The 15493-nt window shown below is 59.5% G+C and carries 14 protein-coding genes; 9 read left to right on the top strand and 5 right to left on the bottom strand.

Annotation, left to right across the window (positions count from 1 at the left end; genetic code table 11):
• Nucleotides 1-3: 3 nt before the first annotated feature.
• On the top strand, nt 4-621 hold the full coding sequence (locus ACVWXZ_RS02590) for an Npun_F5749 family FMN-dependent PPOX-type flavoprotein (protein WP_414388683.1): 618 nt from the start codon (nt 4-6) through the stop codon (nt 619-621).
• Between the two features lie 338 nt (nt 622-959).
• The gene (locus ACVWXZ_RS02585; RefSeq protein WP_457402795.1) at nt 960-1436 is read left to right on the top strand and encodes a hypothetical protein; all 477 of its coding nucleotides are present in this window, start codon (nt 960-962) and stop codon (nt 1434-1436) included.
• Nucleotides 1437-1699: 263 nt separating this feature from the next.
• Here ACVWXZ_RS02585 and folD read toward each other — a convergent pair whose 3' ends face one another.
• From folD to xseA, 3 genes are all read right to left on the bottom strand, one after another.
• Nucleotides 1700-2581, bottom strand: a complete 882-nt coding sequence (folD, locus tag ACVWXZ_RS02580) for a bifunctional methylenetetrahydrofolate dehydrogenase/methenyltetrahydrofolate cyclohydrolase FolD (RefSeq protein WP_414381700.1) — start codon at nt 2579-2581, stop codon at nt 1700-1702.
• A 92-nt stretch (nt 2582-2673) separates the two neighbouring features.
• Nucleotides 2674-2910 (bottom strand): exodeoxyribonuclease VII small subunit, encoded by a 237-nt coding sequence (gene xseB, locus ACVWXZ_RS02575; protein ID WP_414357481.1) that lies wholly within the window; start codon nt 2908-2910, stop codon nt 2674-2676.
• The gene (gene xseA / locus ACVWXZ_RS02570) at nt 2891-4120 is read right to left on the bottom strand and encodes an exodeoxyribonuclease VII large subunit (protein WP_457402854.1); all 1230 of its coding nucleotides are present in this window, start codon (nt 4118-4120) and stop codon (nt 2891-2893) included. Before xseA ends, xseB begins: the two co-directional genes overlap by 20 nt.
• 124 nt (nt 4121-4244) lie before the next feature.
• Between xseA and ACVWXZ_RS02565 the strand changes: the two genes are divergently transcribed.
• Nucleotides 4245-5399 (top strand): AI-2E family transporter, encoded by a 1155-nt coding sequence (locus ACVWXZ_RS02565; protein WP_457388773.1) that lies wholly within the window; start codon nt 4245-4247, stop codon nt 5397-5399.
• Nucleotides 5400-5655: 256 nt separating this feature from the next.
• Here the strand turns inward: ACVWXZ_RS02565 and ACVWXZ_RS02560 are convergent, their stop codons facing one another.
• The gene (locus tag ACVWXZ_RS02560) at nt 5656-7176 is read right to left on the bottom strand and encodes a hypothetical protein (RefSeq protein ID WP_457439423.1); all 1521 of its coding nucleotides are present in this window, start codon (nt 7174-7176) and stop codon (nt 5656-5658) included.
• 204 nt (nt 7177-7380) lie between these two features.
• Here ACVWXZ_RS02560 and ccsB point away from each other — a divergent pair, with 204 nt between their 5' ends.
• The 5 genes from ccsB (at nt 7381) to ACVWXZ_RS02535 (ending at nt 13886) form a co-directional block, all read left to right on the top strand.
• Nucleotides 7381-8433 carry a c-type cytochrome biogenesis protein CcsB gene (gene ccsB, locus ACVWXZ_RS02555; RefSeq protein ID WP_457402799.1) on the top strand — a complete coding sequence of 351 codons (1053 nt, stop codon included), beginning with the start codon at nt 7381-7383 and terminating at the stop codon, nt 8431-8433.
• An 84-nt stretch (nt 8434-8517) separates the two neighbouring features.
• Nucleotides 8518-8901 carry a LapA family protein gene (locus tag ACVWXZ_RS02550; RefSeq protein ID WP_011431755.1) on the top strand — a complete coding sequence of 128 codons (384 nt, stop codon included), beginning with the start codon at nt 8518-8520 and terminating at the stop codon, nt 8899-8901.
• Nucleotides 8902-8977: 76 nt separating this feature from the next.
• Entirely contained in the window at nt 8978-10660 is a 1683-nt protein-coding gene (tig, locus tag ACVWXZ_RS02545) for a trigger factor (RefSeq protein WP_457402802.1), read from the top strand.
• Nucleotides 10661-10825: 165 nt separating this feature from the next.
• A complete protein-coding gene (locus ACVWXZ_RS02540; RefSeq protein ID WP_414522847.1) occupies nt 10826-12325 on the top strand; it encodes a S41 family peptidase in 1500 nt (499 codons plus the stop codon).
• A gap of 211 nt (nt 12326-12536) precedes the next feature.
• Entirely contained in the window at nt 12537-13886 is a 1350-nt protein-coding gene (locus tag ACVWXZ_RS02535) for an adenylosuccinate synthase (RefSeq protein ID WP_457482104.1), read from the top strand.
• Nucleotides 13887-14311: 425 nt separating this feature from the next.
• Here ACVWXZ_RS02535 and ACVWXZ_RS02530 read toward each other — a convergent pair whose 3' ends face one another.
• Nucleotides 14312-14887 carry a pseudouridine synthase gene (locus ACVWXZ_RS02530; protein ID WP_457388783.1) on the bottom strand — a complete coding sequence of 192 codons (576 nt, stop codon included), beginning with the start codon at nt 14885-14887 and terminating at the stop codon, nt 14312-14314.
• A gap of 148 nt (nt 14888-15035) precedes the next feature.
• Between ACVWXZ_RS02530 and ACVWXZ_RS02525 the strand changes: the two genes are divergently transcribed.
• The gene (locus ACVWXZ_RS02525) at nt 15036-15449 is read left to right on the top strand and encodes a hypothetical protein (protein ID WP_414422448.1); all 414 of its coding nucleotides are present in this window, start codon (nt 15036-15038) and stop codon (nt 15447-15449) included.
• The last annotated feature ends 44 nt before the right edge of the window (nt 15450-15493 follow it).

The raw sequence follows: 15493 nt of genomic DNA, 5'->3' as shown, positions 1-15493 counted from the left end.
CGGATGAAAGACCCGAAGGGCAATTCTACTGCGGATCCCTCTTGGCGGGCGCTGATTCAGGCGGCACTGCACCGGAACCGTAGCGATCCCGGTGTGCGGTATTTGCAATTGGCCACGGTGGATCCCCAGGGGCATCCGCGCAACCGCACGGTCGTTTTCCGGGGGTTTTTGGGCGATACCGACCGCATTCAATTGGCGGTGGATAGTCGCAGCGAGAAGATCCGACAAATTGCCCACTGCCCCCAAGCCCAGATCTGCTGGTATTTCTGCAAAACCCGCGAGCAATTCCGCATCGCTGGCACCCTTGAGGCCATCGCCGCCGATCATCCGGATCCCCAGGCCCAGCGCCAGCGGCAGCAGTTGTGGCAACAGATATCGGAAAAAGGACGGCTCCTCTGGTTTTGGCCGGAACCTAAGGGGCTGCTTGCCCCGCCAGAGGCTTTTATTCAAGAGTTGCCGAAAGAGAAAGATCTGCTGCCCCCGCAGACTTTTGTGGCATTACTGCTGGAGCCAACAGAGGTGGATCACTTGCAGCTTAAGGGGGATCAGATCTATCCCCAATTGCGGACAGTGTACGAACGTACCTCCCAAGGGTGGCAGCGTCGGGCCGTGAATCCCTGAAGGCGATCCAAACTGGTTTCAGCCTGGTCTGGAGTGGGGGATCCCTTATTCCTTGTTCCTCCAAAGCACAGGGAATAGAGGAATGGACGTGTTAACGTAGCTGAACGATCGTGTTCTGCACGGTGGGGGCGTTATCCTCTGATGGAACTCTGTACGCGTATGGCTGGTCTATCAGGGGTAGGGCAGCAGTTGATGCCTTTTGTCTAACTCGACACGTATCACTTTGGCTTGCAGTGGTCTCGATGTGCGTCTTGATCTGCTCATTCGCTCAGGCTGTTGCCTCTTTTTTCGCCGGCGGCCCATTGCTGAACAGAGCTTTGAGGGGCAAGGGATCCCTAGTGTTGTCTGTCGCTTTGGTTGGGGTAGGGGTTCTCGTGCAGGGATTGAGAGCACAGACTCTGGAGAAACCGACGCTGGAAGCCTTGGAAGATTCCGTTGAGGGGAATGTTGTCCCTGTTCTGCACTCAGAGCCTGCCTTGCCCCCCCAGGCTGCCCCCACCTCCGCCCGCACAGGATCCTTTCGGGTCGGCAATCGCACGCCCCATCCGGTTCGGCTGGTGATCTTGATGCGCAGCGGCGAACGGATGATCAATCCGGAAACGGCCCACTGGGACTTTGCCCCTGGAGAGGGGGGGAGCGAGGGATTGCTGCTGAGCTTGGGAGAAGAACCGCTGCAAATCGGCCCCGGAGACATTGTGGTGGCTTTCGCCTTGGATGGAACCCGCCGCTATTGGGGGCCAAATGTGGTGGGAGAGTCTCTGGCCCCGTTTTGGGATGGGGAGAGCGGCTCCTGGTCGATGATCTTGCAGCCTTAGGGTGCTCCGCGCGCAGCTTGGACATTTGCAGCGGTCACCTCAAACTCCTCTGGGGCAACTTCTCCATTCCTCACTCTTCTGGGCCGAAGGGGGAGGATCCAAGCAACAGAACATTTTGAGAACAGTCTCCAAACCATAGTCATTTCAAGCTAGATTGAGACACTCCCCAAGCGCTCTGTGCCGCTGCCGCGACCAACCCCAGCTCTTCTCCCAGAGAGAGAGGGAAGTTAGGGAACAATGCAACAGAAATGTTTCATTCCTGTTTAATAATGACTACACAAGTGGCTGCGCAGTTTATAGCTCTGTAGGGTGTTGGCCAGCAGCATCGTTACCGTCATCGGCCCTACGCCGCCCGGTACGGGCGTGATGGCAGCGGCCAACTCTTTGACCGCTTCATAGTCCACATCTCCCACCAGTTGCTCAGATCCGGCAGGGGTCTCGATGCGGTTGATGCCAACGTCGATGACCACCGCGCCGGGTTTCACCATGTCTGCCCTCAATAGGCGGGGGCGGCCCACGGCCATCACCACAATGTCGGCGGCGCGGGTCACTTCTGCCAAGTCGGGGGTGCGGGAGTGGGCTAGGGTGACCGTCGCATCGGCGGCCAACAACATCAAGCTCAAGGGCTTGCCCACCAAGATGCTGCGACCGACCACCACTGCCTTTCGGCCTGCAATCGGGATCCCTTCTGCCTGCAACAGGCGCATCACGCCCAAAGGGGTACAACTGCGTAGGCCGGGCTCGCCGCGCAACAGCCGGCCCAGGTTGAGGGGGTGAAGTCCATCCACATCTTTGTCGGGATTGATGGCCAGAAGGGGGGGGATGGGATCCCAGCCGGGGGGCAAGGGCAGTTGGACGAGGATGCCATCCACCCGCTCATCCTGATTGAGTTGGTCGATGGTGTCGAGCAAATGGGCAGGGGAGTCTTGGGCGGAAAAATGTCGGCCAAAAGAAGCAATGCCCAACCGCTCACAGGCCCGCTCTTTGCCACGCACGTAAGCCGCACTGGCGGGATCCTCTCCAACCCGCAGCACTGCCAATCCCGGTGGCCGCCCCACCTGGGGTATCCAAGCTTGCACTTGGGCGGCCATCTCCGCTTGCAAGCGGGCGGCTAAGGCTTTGCCATCGAGGATCTTTGCGGGCATGGGGGCGCAAGGATAAAGACAACCATCCAACGACCATCCATAGTGAAGCAGAATGGCGACAGCAGTGCAGGGGGAATGATCAGGTGGGATCCCTAGAACGCCTGCGAGTCTTCTTCCTCTTGGCCCAATTGCTCGATGATGATCTCCACCTGCTGCCGCTTTTGCTCTAAAAAGTCCGCGCAGGTTTTCAGGGTTTGGGCGGCCTGTTGAAAGCGCTCCACCACTTCCGCCAGATCCAGTTCCCCCGATTCAATCTGGGCAATCAAAGTTTCCACCTCGGCAATGGCCGCTTCATAGCGCCACGGCTCCTCACGTTTGCGGCGGCTCATGGCTCTCCTCTACTCGTACCCATAGGCTTCCCGAGGCCAGTTGTATCATCAGGCGGGTTTGGGGAGGCAGGCGATGGGTGCGGATCAGGGATCCCTCTTCATTTCGCACCAGGGCATAGCCCCGTTTCAGAATGGCTTCGGGATCGAGCGCTTGGAGGCGATCTTGCAGGGCCTGTTGGTGCTGTTGGCGTTGCTGGAAGCGATGGCGCACGGCTTGGAGCAGGCGATGTTGGTGTTGGGTCAAGCGATCCTGAGCCTGTTGCAACAGCCGCTCTGGATGCACGTAAGCCAGGTGGTGTTGGGCCTGCTGCAAACGCTGCTGGGCCCTTTCCAAAGCTTGGCGAGTGCGTTCGATCAACTTCTGGCGCAACTGGGATCCCTGACGCTGCAATTCCCCCAGATCCGGCACGATCCGCTCGGCAGCTGCCGTTGGGGTATGGGCGGCGTAGTCGGCAGCGTAGTCAGCCAGGGTTTCATCCCGCTGGTGGCCAATCCCGGTGACCACCGGGATCCGACATTCGGCAATGGCTCGCACCACCCGCTCATCGTTAAAACAGGCCAAATCTTCGCTGGCTCCACCGCCCCGCGCCAAAAGAAGCACTTCCGCCCGCCCATCCTGTTCCACCCGGCGAATGGCCCGCACAATTGATTCCGGGGCCGCCTCCCCTTGCACTTGAGCTGGGGAGAACAGCACCCGTAGCCCGGGGTAGCGCTGGTTGAGGGTGCGCCGAATATCTCCCCAGCCGGCAGCGTGGGGGGAACTAACGACGGCAATGCACTGGGGATGAACAGGCAGAGGTCGTTGATTATCGAACAAGCCCTCAGCACTGAGGCGGGCCTTGAGCTGTTGAAATCGCAACGCCAACAGCCCTTCCCCGGCAGGCAGCAATTGCCAGATGACGAGGCGATAATGGCTGCCGCCGCTATAGATGCCAAGTTGCCCAAGGGCAAGCACCTGTTGCCCCACTTCCGGCCAGAAGCTGAGCCGGGAAGTTTGGCCCTGCCAGACCACCCCCTTGAGAACGTCACCGGTTTCCGGATCGACTAGGGTCAAGAACAGGTGGCCATTGCGGTTGCGCTGGCAACTGGAGACTTCCCCGCTCACCCACAGCCTGACCAAGTAGGGATCCCCGGCCAGCAGCGATTTCAAATAACGGGACACTCCCCCCACTGAGAGCAGGGGAGCTTCATCCGTGAGCAAAAACTCCATCCCACTGCTGCGGGCGGCTAAAGTCACTTCTGAAGGGACAGGATCGCGCATCCAGGGTTCTCGAATAGCGATGGGACTTGTCGGGATCCCATCTAGAATAGGCGACAACCGGGCGAGAGAGGAGGTGAGCTGGCGGGTGACCTTCGCCCAGTGGCTGGGGCTAGGGGCGCTGTTGGGCCTGCTAGTTCTGCTTTGGCAGATCCGGCAGATCCTGCTGTTGGTGTTCGCGGCCATTGTGTTGGCAGTAGCATTGGATACCTTGGCCCAGATCCCACAGCGCTACGGCTTTCGGCGTGGCCCCTCAATTGTCATCACCAGTTTGACGGTTTTGGTGGCCGCGATCTTGGTGGGGCTAATCGTGGTGCCCCCCCTGGCGGAGCAGTTGCGGCGGCTGTTTACCGATGGGGTGCCCGCCGGGATCGTGCAAGCGCAGCGGCTGTTCGAGAGCTTGATTCTCTCTTTGCCGACGGATATTGAGCTGCCGACGCTGCGGGAATTGGCCAATAGCTTGGTGCCCCAGGCCACCGAGTTGGTGCGACAGGTGCGCGACTTTTTCTCCGAGTCCTTCACTGCCTTTTTTGGCACCCTGCTCAACCTATTGTTTGTAATCATCCTCACCATTTTGTTGTTGGCGGATCCCCAAGCCTACAGTCGCGCTTTTGTCTCGGTTTTCCCGGCCTTTTACCGTCCCCGCATTCGCTACATCCTCAAGCGCTGTGAGCTGGCGCTGCGAGGGTGGCTGATGGGGATCCTGTTTACCAGCACCTTGGTGATGCTGCTGAGTGGGATCGGGCTGTGGATTTTGGGGGTGCCCCTGATCTTGGCCAATGCGGTGCTGGCGGGATTGTTCAACTTCATCCCCAATATCGGCCCCACCTTAAGCGTGGTGGCCCCCATGCTGGTAGCCCTCACGGATGCCCCTTGGAAGTCCTTGGCAGTGCTGGGGCTGTATATCCTGATCCAGCAGTTGGAAAGCAGCGTCTTCACCCCCATCGTTATGTCCCGACAGGTGTCGCTCCTGCCCGCCCTAACCCTAGTAGCTCAAGTTACTTCAGCCTTTTTCTTTGGGGTGCTGGGCCTGTTCCTGGCCGTGCCTTTGGCGGCAATCCTGCAGGTGTGGATTCAGGAGGTGCTAATTCGGGATGTCCTGGATCCCTGGCAGGGATCCCGATTGCGGCCCTTGCTCAGGTTGGAAAGTGGAGAGAACGGGATCCAAAGCTCCACCCAGGCGGAAAACCAGGATCCCATTCCGCGACCGCAATCGGTGCGAGAAGGTTGAGGGGGCAATGCTCCTGACTTGGCTCAACCCCATCAGCTTAGCCACACGACCGGCCCTTCCATTGGGCAGGAATCGACGTTCTCCCCACGGCTAGAGTCGGGGGATTCTTTCCCGTCGCTCCACGCTCCTCGCGCTTGACCGGTGTGAGAACGCGACAACTGGCAACTGCGCACCCAGGCAGAGCGGCATCGGGGAAACAGTGAGGCCCACGGCCCGCTGTGCGAAGGGCATTCTGTCAACCAAGGATTCTGTCCCGCTATCGCTCACCTGGCAAGGTTGGACTGTGGAGTCCCGGCGGGAAAAGCCGCAACCCCTGCTGTCGCACCCGCCGCTCCTGGAAAGGGATAGGGGTCACGCGCGGCAAAGGCGTAGCCACAGGCTGGGGAGTTGAAGTGGGCACAGCTTGCGGAGAGGGCTCTGGGCTGGGCTCAGGCGTAAGCTCAGGTTCAGGAGTGGCCACCACGGGCGGTGGCGTTGGAACAGCCGGGATCCCCTCTGGTGTCGGACGGGGGCGGCCCAGTTGAAAGCGCGGCTGGCGACGAGGTGCAAGCGTGGGCGTCGCCTCTGGCGTTGGAGTCGGAGTGGGTGTGGGTGTGGGCGTCGGGCTGGGTGTTGGCGTCGGAGTAGGAGTGGGCGTGGGTGTCGGAGTTGGCGTTGGCGTCGGAGTAGGAGTGGGCGTGGGTGTCGGAGTTGGTGTTGGCGTCGGAGTAGGAGTGGGCGTGGGTGTCGGAGTTGGTGTTGGCGTCGGAGTAGGAGTGGGCGTGGGTGTCGGAGTTGGCGTTGGCGTCGGAGTAGGAGTGGGCGTGGGTTCCGGAGTCGGTGTAGGTGTGGGGGTCGGACTTGGTGTTGGAGTCGGGGTGGGCGTCAGCGTTGGGGTGGGCGTGGGTTCCGGAGTCGGCGTGGGTGTGGGCTGCGGCTGCACAATGGCGAGGGCCTCTTCGGCTTTTAGCTCCCCCCGAACCAGCTTGGAGAGGGTGTCTTGGCCGCCAGGGGTGTAGGTGATCTCGCGGGCGGCGCTGTTGAACACATTGCGGATGGGATCCCCTTTGCTGTCCACCAGTTCCAGCACCATCACATTGCGACCGGGCCTGAAGCCCTTCAGATAAAAAGACTCCCAGCGATCCAGCAGGCCGGATTGGCCGTTGAGGGTGTAGCGGATCCGCCAATCCCGTGGCAAGTCACTCAACAGGCTCTCCCGCACCGGGGCATTGGCCAGCCAGAAATCCACCAAGATTGGCTCGGCCCCGTAGCTGCCTGTGGGGCGGTTGTAGGTGAGCAGGGGCAGTTGCGGCTGTGGTACGTACTCAGGGGTGGGAGCTAACACGTGAAAGCTAACCTGGGCATAGGCTTCAGAGTTTTTGAAGCTCTCGTGCCAGGGTTTGCCGGCAAACACCCGCAGAGTATGGGATCCCGGCTCCAAATCCTTGAAAACGAGGGGAGCATCGGCATCGTAATGGGCGATGTAGGGCCGGTTGTCCAGCACCACGTGCAGATGAGGGCCGAGACCCAATTGCGGATCTTGGAAAAGCGGATACCCTTGCACCGCGAAGCGAACGGTTACCTGCCGCTCTGACAACACCTCACCTGGCTTGGGGCTGAGGATCTGAACTTGCGGGCGACAATACTGCAAATGGGCATCCAGCTTGGCAATCTCCGGGGGAACCGGCACGCGCTCTAGCTGGGGAAGCTGTTCCTGCGGGGGTTTAGGCGGGGATCCCCCACAAGAGGCCAAAACGAGGGCGGCCAACAGGGCCAACAGACAGATCCACCATCTCAACAACCCCCACCTTCTCAACCTGGCATTTCCGGCGTGTTCTTGCATGAGCCTTACATCCCAATGCTCTTTGTATCCTGCCGAGCCGCAGACAAGCCATCCCCACATTACCAGCATGTGTCCTTTGGGGAAGATCCCTTCCCCCGCCCTAGAATGGGATCAACTGGCCTGGCTCAAGCCGGGTCGGAGACACTTTTGAGGTCGTGTATGGCTCTGTTGGCGATAACAGCTCTTGCGGGCATGGATCTGGCCCAGTGGCAAGCTCTGCTCAACAACGTGGCGTTTGCCATTTCTCTGGGGGCCATGCTGTTTTACTGGGGTGGGGCAGCTTTTCCCCAGGTGCAGCTTTTGGCCGAATTGGGCCTAGCGGGGATGATCGGGGCAAACTTGACGATGGCCGCCCTGTTGACGGCCCGCTGGATCGATGCAGGCTACTTCCCCTTGAGTAATCTGTACGAGTCTTTGTTTTTCCTGGCCTGGGGGATCACCGCTTTGCATTTGGTGGCCCTCTACTGGAGCCGCAGCCGCTGGGTGGGGGTCATGACCGCCCCAGTTGTAACCGGGATCGTGGCCTTTGCTGCCTTGGTGCTGCCGGAAGATATGCAGGTGGCCCAGCCCCTCGTGCCGGCTTTGCAATCCAACTGGCTGATGATGCATGTGACTGTGATGTTGCTGGCCTACGCGGCGCTGTTGGTGGGATCCCTTCTCTCCATCAGCTTTCTCATCGTCACTCGCGGTCAGGAAGTGCATCTCAAGGGCAACTCCCTCGGCCTGCAATTTCGCCCTCCCCAACCCCAAACCCATCCCGAATGGGCGGAAGCCACCCTGCCTTCCCCGGCTTCAGAACTGGCCTACGCCGGCCTCCGCTCCCCCCGTCCTGCCCCCTCGTCCGCTGAACTCCCCCCCCAACCGGCCCCCGAAGGGATCCCCTGGCAACGGCTGAGCCTGGCAGAAATCTTGGACAACACCAGCTACCGGCTGATCGGGCTGGGGTTCCCCCTGCTCACCATCGGCATTATCGCCGGCGCCGTTTGGGCCAACGAAGCCTGGGGTACCTACTGGAGCTGGGATCCGAAAGAAACCTGGGCCTTGATTACCTGGTTGGTCTTTGCCGCCTATTTGCACGCCCGCATCACCAAAGGCTGGCAAGGCAGACGCCCCGCCCTCTTGGCCAGCTTGGGTTTTGGAGTGGTTTGGGTATGTTACCTGGGGGTCAACTTTCTGGGCAAAGGCTTACACAGCTATGGCTGGTTTTTCTGAGGGAATTTTTCTCAAAAACCGGCCCGAGTTTATGGGTATTCTGGTGCTGGCAAGCCGTAGTGGATCCCTTCGAGGAGAAAAACGATGCGACTGTTCAACTACCTGATCTTGTTTTCAGCCCTCCTGGCCATTGCCCTCTTTGCCATGCAAAACGCCACCCCGGTCACGGTTACTTTTGCCCCCGGCGTCAGCGTTGAAAGCCCTCTGGTGATGGAACTTCTGGCATCTGCCGGGATTGGGGCCGCCCTCGCCTGGCTGTATAGCCTCTGGATGCGCGTACAGTTCAGCATCGAAGCCCGGGAAAAAAATCGGCAACTGCAGGAGAAGGAGGTCACCATCACCGAACTCAAGGAAATGGTGGTGGAGCTGGAAGCCAAAGTGAAGCAACTGCCTCCCAGCAAGCGTGCCGAACCCCAAGAGGACATCCAGGATGTGAAAGAAGTGGCCACCGAGGGATCCCCTGCCTAAAATCCCCAGGTTGACCCACAGGCCGTTGAGGTAGAATTGAACTTCTACTTGCCCCTCTCCCTAGCTCATACTTCCTATGCAGGTTATCCAAGAAAAACGCCCTGGCAGCCGGGTTGGCCTCAAAATCGTGGTAGAAGCCGACCGGGTGAAGCGCTCCTACGAAAAAACCTTGCGTCAACTGGAGCAGAATATCCAAATTCCGGGATTCCGCAAGGGCAAGGCCCCCCGCAACCTCGTTGTGCGGCAGGTGGGCCGCGAGCGCATCCTGGCCAGTGCTGTGGATGACCTGATCAGCGAGGCCATTCAACAGGCTTTCAAGGAAGCTCAGCTCACCCCCATCAGTCGGTTCGAGCTGGATGATGAGGTGGGTCAGCTCTTGGCTCAGTTCAACCCCGAAGCAGACTTCAGCTTCTCAGGATATGTTGAGGTGTACCCCGAAGCCCGCGTTGGCCAATACAAAGGGCTGACCGTTACGGCAACCCGTGTTGACGTCAAGCCTGAGCAAATTGACCAGCTCATCGACCGATGGCGGGATCAGCGGGCCACCCTCTTGCCGGTAGAAGATCGGCCTGCTCAGTTGGGGGATGTGGTGGTGATCGATTTTGCAGCCCGCGATGCAGAAGGCAATCCCCTCGACGAGATGACCACCCAGGACTTCCAGCTGGAACTCAAGGAAGACAACTTCATCCCCGGTTTTGTGGCGGGCATCGTGGGCATGCAGCTCGACGAAACCAAGGAGATCGCAGCCACCTTCCCCGACGACTACTTCAGAAAAGAGTTGGCCGGGAAAACGGTTACCTTCACTGTCTGCCTGAGGGAGATCAAGGCCAAAGAGCTGCCCGAATTGGATGATGCCTTTGTGCAAGAGATCAGCAGCTTTCAAACAGTGGCCGAACTGCGGGAGCACTTGCAAAAGCGCCTTGAACAGGATGCCCTGACACAATCTGAGGAGAACCTCGAAACCGCCATCCTCAACGCCATCCTGGAAACCACCGAGGTGGATCTGCCCGAGACCCTAGTCGAGCAGGAAACGACGCAACTGCTATCCCAAAGCCTTCACTCGCTGCAACAGCAGCAAGGGGTCACGCCAGGCGAGATCCGCAAGCTCCTGTCCCAACTGCCGCCTGAAACCCTCAACCAGTTGATGGAGCGCCACCGACCCGAAGCCATCAACCGGCTGCGGCGCACCTTGGCCCTGAGTGCCATCGTTCGGCAAGAGCAAATTGCCGTAGGTTCCACGGAGTTGGACGTGGAGGTGGAAGAGGTGATGGCGGCCTATGCCCAGCAAGGCCAAAAGCTGGATCGGGAACGAGTACGCCGAGTACGCCAAGCCGTCTATGAAAGCTTGCTGACCAACAAGGTGATGGCTTGGCTGAAGTCTCAGACCACGGTCAACTGGGTCGATAGCGAGGGGAATCCAACCCAGGCGCCCACTTCTTTGGCAGGCTCGGAGGAGAAGGTTGAAGTGCCAGAGGCCGAGTTTGAGGCCGATGGGCCAGAAGCAGAGGTATCTGGGATCCCTGAGGCAATTGAATCCTCATCAGAGACGGCTACGGGGGCGGAAACGGATGGAGAAGCTGCAGCTGCGGAAGCCGAGCCAGCTACAGAAAAGGCTGTAGAAGCATCCCCTGCTGAAACCGTCTCAGCCTCTGCGGCAGAGGCAACGCTCCCAGTTGAGGAGAAAGCGGCAGAGACCGCTACAGAGATCCCAGCAGCAGAAAAGCCCAAGCCGAGCAAAAAGGACAAAAAAGGCAAGTGAATGCGCTGGGGATTTTCTGGCTGAGGGCATTTCCTTCAAAAGCAAGGGGGCGCAGCCCCTAGTGTTCCAAGTCGCAAAAAATAGATATCTACCACTGCTGGCAGTGGCAAAGGGGAGCGTTTAGGGTTTATCCTATTCGCAACATCTGCAAGAGGGCAGGCTGCCATGAAGGGATTTGCGCGCGTACTTGGGGCTTGGGGGATCCTCACCCTGATCGCCGGGATCTCGCCCGGCAGCGCTGTGGGCCAATCGGCCTTGCCTCCTGTGCCCATCATGCCCTCGGATCCCCAAGGTTCGTTTCCCGATCCAGGGATCCCGGCAGCCCCTTCGCCTCCCCGTGAGCCGGTCGGGCTGGATCTCCGCCATCTGGTGGGATTGTTCATCAACGAGTCCTTGGGTGCAGGCAACCAAGCTGCCGCAGTCAGTTACAACGACCTCTACACCCGCCTGTTGGCCCGAAGCTACGGGGATCCCCGCCCCCCCATTGAGGTGGAGTACGAGTTCATTCAAGAGATCCTGCGGGAGTATGGGGATCCCGCCGATCGCTTCTGGGATCCGCAAGCTTTCAAGGACTTGCTCAACCGTCCCCGTCCTCCCGTACAAGCCCGCGGGATCGGCCCGCGCCAGGTTTACTTGGCTGTGCCGGATCTCACCCCGGCCACAGCTCAGCAAATCCGCCAAACCCTCTACACCCAAGACTACAGCCAGGGCATTGTCCTCGACCTGCGCGGAGCTGTGGGCTACGACCCCCAAGTGGTGGCCGATGTGGCGCGCCTATTTCTGCCCCGCTCCGTCCAGCCGCTGCTGATTACCGAAGACCGATTTGGGCAGCCCACCCTCTGGAACAGCGAAAATCTGCCCATTGCCGCCGGGATCCCATTGGCCGTTCTGGTGGATGGCAACACCCGCCAGGGGGCCACCCTCCTGGCTGCCCAGTTGGGAGCCAGCGGCAGCACCCTCATTTTGGGGCAGCCCACCCAGGGCAGCGAACGACAAACCCGCTTCTTTGCCCTTCCCTCCGGCGCGGCGGTGGAACTGGCCGTGGCCACCTGGAAAACAGGGGATGGTCGCTCTTTGGAGCGGGGTCTGGTGCCCTTGCAGACCGTGGAAGGAGATGACAATGCTTGGCTGAATGCCGGCCTGCAAGCGCTGGCCTTGCCCCCCCGGCGACCTGCCCTGCCCCCACGGCCTACAGTGCTGGTGCAAGAGGGTCGAGTCGGTCGCTTTGAGCTGGGCATGGATACCCGCAACGTGGATACCCACCTGCTGGGCAATGTCGATCAGATCCCAGCGGCCTCTGGAGCCAATGTGTTTCAGCCCAACAGCGACTTGAAGATCTTTTACCTACAAGACTACATCCTCTTCACCTACCGTCATCCGGGCATTGTGGATAGCTTTTTCGCCAACCGCATCTACACCACCCACCCGGAAGCCATGACCGGCGAAGGGATCCGCATCGGCTCCACCTATTCGGAAGTGATCGCCGTTTACGGCGGGCCCGGCGAGAACGGCTACAACGAGGTGGTACCCTATCCCAAGGGAAGCCGAGAATATCTGCGCGACGACCGCTACTACGTCAACTACGATGCCCTGGGCCTGGCCTTTGCCTTTGAGGTGGGATCCAACCAGGTCACGGCCATTGGCCTGTTCAAGCCGGGGAGCTGAAGGCGAGGGCAACTGGGGAATCTCTGTTGGCTTGCCAGAGGGTTCGGGGATCCCGCCCATCTCCACGTTGTCCCCTGCCGGAGAAAAGTTAATCGATTGTTAATCTTTTTGTCCTGATCTCTCAACATCGCCCGGAGCGATGCGGTAGATTAGTGCAGCAACCCCCGCAAAGGGGATTTTTTGTGCCATCTACGGACTGTAGGAGAAGCTCTTGGCAAACGTCGTGGTTGTCGGTGCCCAGTGGGGCGATGAAGGAAAAGGGAAGATCACCGACCTCCTCAGTGAAAAGGCCCATGTGGTCGTCCGCTATCAAGGTGGGGTGAATGCAGGGCATACCCTGGTGGTGGGGGGCCAAACCTTCAAGCTACACTTGATCCCCTCTGGCATTCTCTACCCCGACAAACGCTGCATCATCGCCAGCGGCACGGTGATCGATCCCGAGGTTCTGCTGGCCGAGATCGACCAACTGCATCAATTGGGCATTTCCACCGACAACCTGTTCATTGCCGAAACGGCCCACGTCACCCTGCCCTACCACCGGGTCATTGACATCGCAGAAGAGGAGCGGCGTGGCATTTACCGGCTGGGCACCACCGGCCGGGGCATTGGCCCCACCTATGCCGACAAGGCCGAGCGCATGGGCATTCGCGTCGTGGACTTGATGTACACTGACCAGCTGCGGGAGCGCCTCAGTTGGGCCATTCCCTACAAAAATGTCTTGCTGGAAAAGATCTATAACTTGCCGCCCTTGGATCCCGAGCCAATTATCGAGCAATACCTGGCCTATGCCGAGCGGCTGCGCCCCTATGTTACCGACGCTGCTCTGCTTCTCACCCAAGCCATCGAAGATCGGGAGAACATCCTGTTTGAAGGGGCTCAAGGCACCCTGTTGGATCTCGACTACGGCACCTACCCCTACGTCACCTCCTCCCATCCCATTGCCGGTGGCGCTTGTATTGGCGCTGGGATCGGCCCCACCAGCATTGACCGGGTGATCGGGGTGGCCAAAGCCTACACCACCCGCGTTGGCGAAGGCCCTTTCCCCACCGAGCTCAAAGATGAGATCGGGGCGTACCTGGGGGCAACCGGTGCTGAATTTGGCACCACCACAGGGCGACAACGGCGCTGCGGCTGGTTTGACGGGGTAATTGGGCGCTACGCGGTGCGAATCAATGGCCTAGACTGCCTGGCCATCACCAAACTGGATGTGCTGGATGGCTTGGATGAGATCAAGGTGTGCGTGGCCTACGAGTACCAGGGGCGGGAAATTCGTCACTTTCCCAGCGATGCCCGGGTTTTCGCCCAGTGCAAACCCATCTACGAAACCCTGCCGGGCTGGAAATGTTCCACCAAAGATTGCCGCTCCATCCAAGACTTGCCCCCCGAAGCCCATGATTACCTGAAGTTTTTGGCGCAGTTGATGCAGGTGCCGATTGCCATTGTTTCTTTAGGGGCCAGCCGCGACCAGACGATCATTGTCGAAGATCCCATCCACGGCCCCAAGCGGGCCCTTCTCTACCCCAATGGTGGCAAGCGCGCCCACGCCCTCATGCCCGACTGAGTGGGCCTCAAGCACAATTGGGAACAAGGGCAATACTGTAGTGATCAGTAAGTTATAGTCATTTCAGTTTAGGGTGAGACGCCTGAGCCACTGAGAAAGTCTTCCGCCCGAGGGTGGTTGCAGAAGCAGCGTGGAGCATTTTGAAAGCGTCTTAATCTAACTTGAAATAACTGCAATGGGTCAGAAAATCAATGGTTTAGCTAGTCCGCTGGGAAGCCTCGCCCTCTATGCATCAGCATGAGGGTCGGGATGAAAGGCGGTCTTTGTGCTGTGGTCAACCTAGCTGTACAGAACAGCTTTGTTGGAATCTGGTGCAGCTACGCGGTGGGACATCCTGTGTCTGCTCGCTGAGGGTTCTTGCGATAGCTACCCGTTGAGGCGAGAAGCCTGCTCCGTACTACCTAGCAGTCGGAGTCGGGAGTACGTCACGGAAAACAATATTGCCGTAGCTGGGCCAGTTCTGCCTCGCTGAGATCTTGCCACTGGCCGGGAGCAAGCCCCACCAGAGAAAGAGGCCCCAGTCCAACCCGAACCAACCGCAAAGTTGGGATCCCAACGGCGGCAGTCATGCGGCGCACCTGGCGATTGCGACCCTCCCGCAGCGTCAGTTCCAGCCAGGTGGTGGGGATGGAGCGGCGAAAGCGGATGGGGGGATCCCGTGGCGGCAGGGTGGGTTCCTCAGCCAAGACTTTGACCTGGGCCGGGCGCGTTTTTCGCCCTTGGATGATCAGCCCCTGTTGCAGCTGTTGCAGGGCTTGGGGGGTGGGGATCCCTTCCACCTGAACCCAGTAGATGCGCTCATGGCCGAACTTGGGATCGATCAAGCGGGCATTGAGGCGACCATCATCGGTCAGCAGGAGCAGCCCTTCGCTGTCGCGATCCAGTCGCCCCACCGGATAAACCCTGGGCACCGGGATAAAAGACTGGAGGGTGGGCCGTCCCTCTCGGTCAGTGAATTGGGTGAGCACGCCATAGGGCTTGTAGAACTTGAGATAGCGCATGACACACAAAATGACAAAACTGGTGAACCCAATCTTTCCAATCTTTAAGATTTGGCAGAAAGATTTGGCAGAGCGGCTTCAACGGTAAGATCAAGCCTTAAGGAGCAACATCCCTCCACCGCCAGCAGCGTTTGACGGAGCTCACCCCATGACCATAGACAACAATTTACTTTGGGTTTTGGTTGGAACAGCAGGGCTCTCTCTCCTCAGCCTGGTGTACGTGCTGGTGGATGAGGGCAACAAACGTCGCCGCTACGAACAGCAAAAGGAAAAAGAAGCTGCTCAGCCACCTGCGGTTGTTCCTGCAGAAGAAGCCGGGATCCCAGCTGCACCTCCTCCTTCTGCTCCTGAACCTGTTGCTGCTCAGCCCGCTTCAGCGCCACACACTGCTGACGGGTTCCCAGAAGCGTCGCGTAGCGATGACGAGGAGCCAGAAACCTCCCCGGAAGCGGTTCGCGCCAGCAGGACAGAGTCCTTGCCCAGCCCTGAGGACTCTGCTCTCCCCAAGGAGCCGGATGCAGGGCCTGACCCCGCAGAGGAAATGCCGAAAGATACCCCATAACAGTTTTTTTCGGTTCTGGGGAAGTTCTGGGGATAGATGGGATC

The organism is Thermostichus sp. MS-CIW-38 (genome assembly GCF_054058415.1).
The sequence above is the reverse complement of the archived record's forward strand: the minus strand, read 5'-3'. Positions and strand labels throughout refer to the sequence as shown.

Coding starts and splice junctions, on each gene's coding strand:
- ACVWXZ_RS02590 (WP_414388683.1), top strand. CDS start 4: ATGAAAGACCCGAAGGGCAATTCTACTGCGGATCCCTCTTGGCGGGCG.
- folD (WP_414381700.1), bottom strand. CDS start 2,581: ATGCCCGCAAAGATCCTCGATGGCAAAGCCTTAGCCGCCCGCTTGCAA.
- xseB (WP_414357481.1), bottom strand. CDS start 2,910: ATGAGCCGCCGCAAACGTGAGGAGCCGTGGCGCTATGAAGCGGCCATT.
- xseA (WP_457402854.1), bottom strand. CDS start 4,120: ATGGAGTTTTTGCTCACGGATGAAGCTCCCCTGCTCTCAGTGGGGGGA.
- ccsB (WP_457402799.1), top strand. CDS start 7,381: ATGGCTCTGTTGGCGATAACAGCTCTTGCGGGCATGGATCTGGCCCAG.
- ACVWXZ_RS02550 (WP_011431755.1), top strand. CDS start 8,518: ATGCGACTGTTCAACTACCTGATCTTGTTTTCAGCCCTCCTGGCCATT.
- tig (WP_457402802.1), top strand. CDS start 8,978: ATGCAGGTTATCCAAGAAAAACGCCCTGGCAGCCGGGTTGGCCTCAAA.
- ACVWXZ_RS02540 (WP_414522847.1), top strand. CDS start 10,826: ATGAAGGGATTTGCGCGCGTACTTGGGGCTTGGGGGATCCTCACCCTG.
- ACVWXZ_RS02530 (WP_457388783.1), bottom strand. CDS start 14,887: ATGCGCTATCTCAAGTTCTACAAGCCCTATGGCGTGCTCACCCAATTC.
- ACVWXZ_RS02525 (WP_414422448.1), top strand. CDS start 15,036: ATGACCATAGACAACAATTTACTTTGGGTTTTGGTTGGAACAGCAGGG.